The 3374-nt window shown below is 60.0% G+C and carries 3 protein-coding genes; 1 reads left to right on the top strand and 2 read right to left on the bottom strand.

The features are described 5' to 3' along the window. Positions 1 to 347 (top strand): tannase/feruloyl esterase family alpha/beta hydrolase (locus tag ACFFAR_RS28580; protein WP_174365137.1); only part of this gene is annotated, 347 nt, incomplete at its 5' end. A gap of 232 nt (positions 348 to 579) precedes the next feature. Here ACFFAR_RS28580 and ACFFAR_RS28575 read toward each other — a convergent pair. Then, positions 580 to 783 (bottom strand): hypothetical protein, encoded by a 204-nt coding sequence (locus tag ACFFAR_RS28575; RefSeq protein ID WP_375508941.1) that lies wholly within the window; start codon positions 781 to 783, stop codon positions 580 to 582. A gap of 1227 nt (positions 784 to 2010) precedes the next feature. After that, on the bottom strand, positions 2011 to 3171 hold the full coding sequence (locus ACFFAR_RS28570; RefSeq protein WP_375508940.1) for a porin: 1161 nt from the start codon (positions 3169 to 3171) through the stop codon (positions 2011 to 2013). Positions 3172 to 3374 lie beyond the last annotated feature (203 nt).

Here is a 3374-nt window from a genome sequence, read left to right as displayed (position 1 = left end):
ATCTTGCGGACGCACAGGATTTTTACCGTCTCTTCATGTTGCCGGGCATTGGCCACTGCGGCACGGGAATCGGACCGGACAACATCGGTGAAGAGAATTACACGGCGGTCTCGCCCGACCCCGAACATGATGTAGTGAGCGCTTTGGAAGCGTGGGTCGAACGTGGTTCGAAACCGAAAAAATTGATCGCTTCCCAGTACGTGAATAACGATCCGACTCAGGGAATTCAGATGCAACGTCCGATATGTCCGTTCCCCGCCGACGCCGTCTATGACGGTAGCGGCAATCCCAACCTGGCGAGCAGTTTCAAGTGCGCTGTGCCGGCACCAGACCAAACATCCAGGTAGTCACAAATAACTGCGATCCGTGTGGCCGACCAAGACCTAATTGTCTCGCGCGCGGCCGTCTCAGCGGGTTGCTTGCTTATCCGCTGCGATAAGACTTTGGTACGTTGTCCGGTCGCGTGCCGATTGTGGCCACGCAAGCGCTTTTCGCTACGGGCCATTGTCAAAGCGCCTTTAGGAAATGAAATGCCCTTTCGCGAGAGGACTAATTTACTCCGGCGCAATCTGCGACGCGTTATGTCAACAAGACCGCCTTCGACCAAAGCTTTTTTCCCTGGAACGCTTCAGGTGAATGCCGAGCAGCGCGGCGTTTTCCTGCATAGTTTAGCAGCGCCGGTGTGAGCCTCGGCTTGCGGCCGAACATCGTGCCGCACGCCTTGGCAGCGGCCTGGCGGCTACTCGTGCGCTCAACGATTAGACTGCGCTCAAACTCGGCCATGCCGCCGAACACGGGCAATACCGCGCGGCCGGCCGGCGCGTCGTGTCGGCCCACTCATGTGGCTTCAATTTGTGCTTTTGATGCCGGGACGCACGTGCTGCGAAAATCGCTATAACCGCATGAGATCGGTACGCCCCGATGAACACAGTCCGAGAACCTCTTGCTTCGTTTTGCTGCCATGAGGGCCAACAAGGTCACCGTCGCACCAACAACCAATTCGGATTGTTGGAACTTCCTGACCGACGGCAGAAGAGCACGATTGCCCAGGAGGGGCACTGCCGACGCTTTGAGCAGACTTGCAACCAAGCCTGCGACAAATGAAACGGACGCGCGGTTCGTTGGCGAGCGGTTCAGTTGCGGCTCGCCCGTTCGCCTCAGCGACGCTCTCGCCCGAATCGCAGCAGTACGCGGTGCGCGCGCTGCGTGCGGCCTTCACGTGGCTCGTGGATGTGCGCTATCTCGCCAGAAAAATCCATGGAAGGCCGTCAATGATCCGCAGGTGGTAGCGCGCGAAACTGCAATGCAGATCCAACGTGCGCTGCTGGCCGATCTCTTGCGGCACCTCCGTCAGGAGCTCGACCGGCGCTGCGACATGCAAGGCGCATCGAAGGCCAGCGTGCAGTGGCGCATTCTGCGCGCGGACCCTGCTCCTCATGGGCGACTCGGGCCCGCGTCGAGAGGAAACGGCCGGCGCGAAACGCGACAAGTTATGCGTGTGGCTCTACGGCACACTTGAATGCCCGTTGTGGGAGCTGTCCGTGAGCGGCAAACGCAACAACGAGCGCACGGTGCAGGTGAGCCTCGCGACGCTCGAAACACTGAGGGCGCACTGGATTGATCGGGGCCGGGATTCGGTTTATCGATGGAGAGCGCGCCCTTGCTGTCGCCGGTGACGATTCCGTGGACGGCGGCCTCGAAAGCTAAGGTCAGTTGCGAAATAGGGCTATTCGGCCGACGGCATCAACCGGCTGATCTCCCGCATGTGCGACAACGCGATGGGCTCGCGTCTCCCCAACATCGGCAACCGTGCCAATCGGACAGGACCAGCACCATAACGCCGGGCACGTGACGCGCAATGCCGGCGGAGTGATTCCACCCCGCCTGTCGCCTCCCCGACAAACAGCACGGGAAGAGACCGACAGTCGGCGCCTCGTGGTACGGGTCCGATCGTCCTTGTCTGACATCGCGGAACTTGCGCTTACGGCATGAGCGGGCGCCCGTGTCGCATTAGAACTTGTGACGGATACCGACACGCGCGGCGACCTGGTCCGTCGTTCCGTTGCCCGACGGCCCGAAGAACGCCGTGCTCGATCCAATCTGCGCCTGCACGTCCTGCGTACCGTTGCGGCCCGATGCCTTCTGGTAGATTGCCAGCAAGTAGACGTCAGTCCGCTTGCTCAGCGCGTAGTCGAGGCTCCCGTCGAATTGGTTCCAGTGGCCGCGGAACGCGTCGTGCAAACGCGTGTAGGTATAGGCCAGGCCGCCCGAAAGCGCCGTTGTGAAGTTGTATCGACCACCGACATCGACTGCGTCGAGCGCCGTGGTCGCGCCGGCGAGCGCTTCAATCCGCGTGTTCGTGTACAGCGCGAAGATCGCGGCGCGATCGAACTGAAAGCGCGTGCCCAAGCCAAACGTGCGCAGGTCTTTGCCGCCGCCCGTGCCGCCGGCCACCACGTTCGCTATCGAAGTGGGAAACGCCGGAACTTCGGACGTCGGAAACGTGATGTCGGTGTAGGCAGCGCCGATCGCGAACGCGCCGAGCGCGTAGTTCAGGCCGAAGCTATACGCACGCGACGAACCCACTGAGCCATCGACCGGAGCCGAACCGCTGAACGCGCCAGCCTGGTTCGAGAAGCCGTATAAGGCACCGAACGTGACGCCCGAGAAATTCGCCGAAGAGAACTTCACCGCGTTGTTGATACGGCTGTTGACCAACTGATCGAAGTCGTTGATGTGGTAGGCGTAGTTGCCGGCGACTGTGTTCGTGCCAGCCGAATACTGATTCCCGAGCACATCTGTCGAGAACGAATACTGGCGACCAAATGTCAACGAGCCGATACCGTTCTTGGTCAGGCCGACATAAGCTTGCCGGCCAAATATCGCGCCGCCCTGGTTGATCACCCCGGTACCGGTGTTAAAGCCGTTTTCGAGTACGAAGATTGTCTTCAAGCCAGCGCCGAGGTCTTCCGTCCCGCGCAGGCCCCATCGCGTACCTTGGGCGACACCATCGTCGTACTTGAAACGCTTGGCCGAGCCGCTGCCAGCAGCGTCGTGGTTCACGTAACTAAGCCCGGTATCGATCACACCATAAAGCGTCACGCTGCTCTGGGCGTGCGCAATGGAACCGAATGCGGCCAACGCTACGATGGTAATTGTTTTCGTCAGCAAGCTAATCTCCTGTCTGGCTACCGGTACCATCCTGATGGTGGCCCGGCGTGCCATATATTGTCGATATGTCGGGACTCGGTGCTGCGTCCCTGATGGGTTTGGATACAACTACTTGGCAATAACAACGAGACTCTTCCACAAAAAAAGCATTTCCGATTTTCTGAAACGAGAAGGCAATCCAAACAGCGGCGCACGACTATCCT

Source organism: uncultured Caballeronia sp. (assembly GCF_964243625.1).
Classification (GTDB): domain Bacteria; phylum Pseudomonadota; class Gammaproteobacteria; order Burkholderiales; family Burkholderiaceae; genus Caballeronia.
The sequence above is the reverse complement of the archived record's forward strand: the minus strand, read 5'-3'. Positions and strand labels throughout refer to the sequence as shown.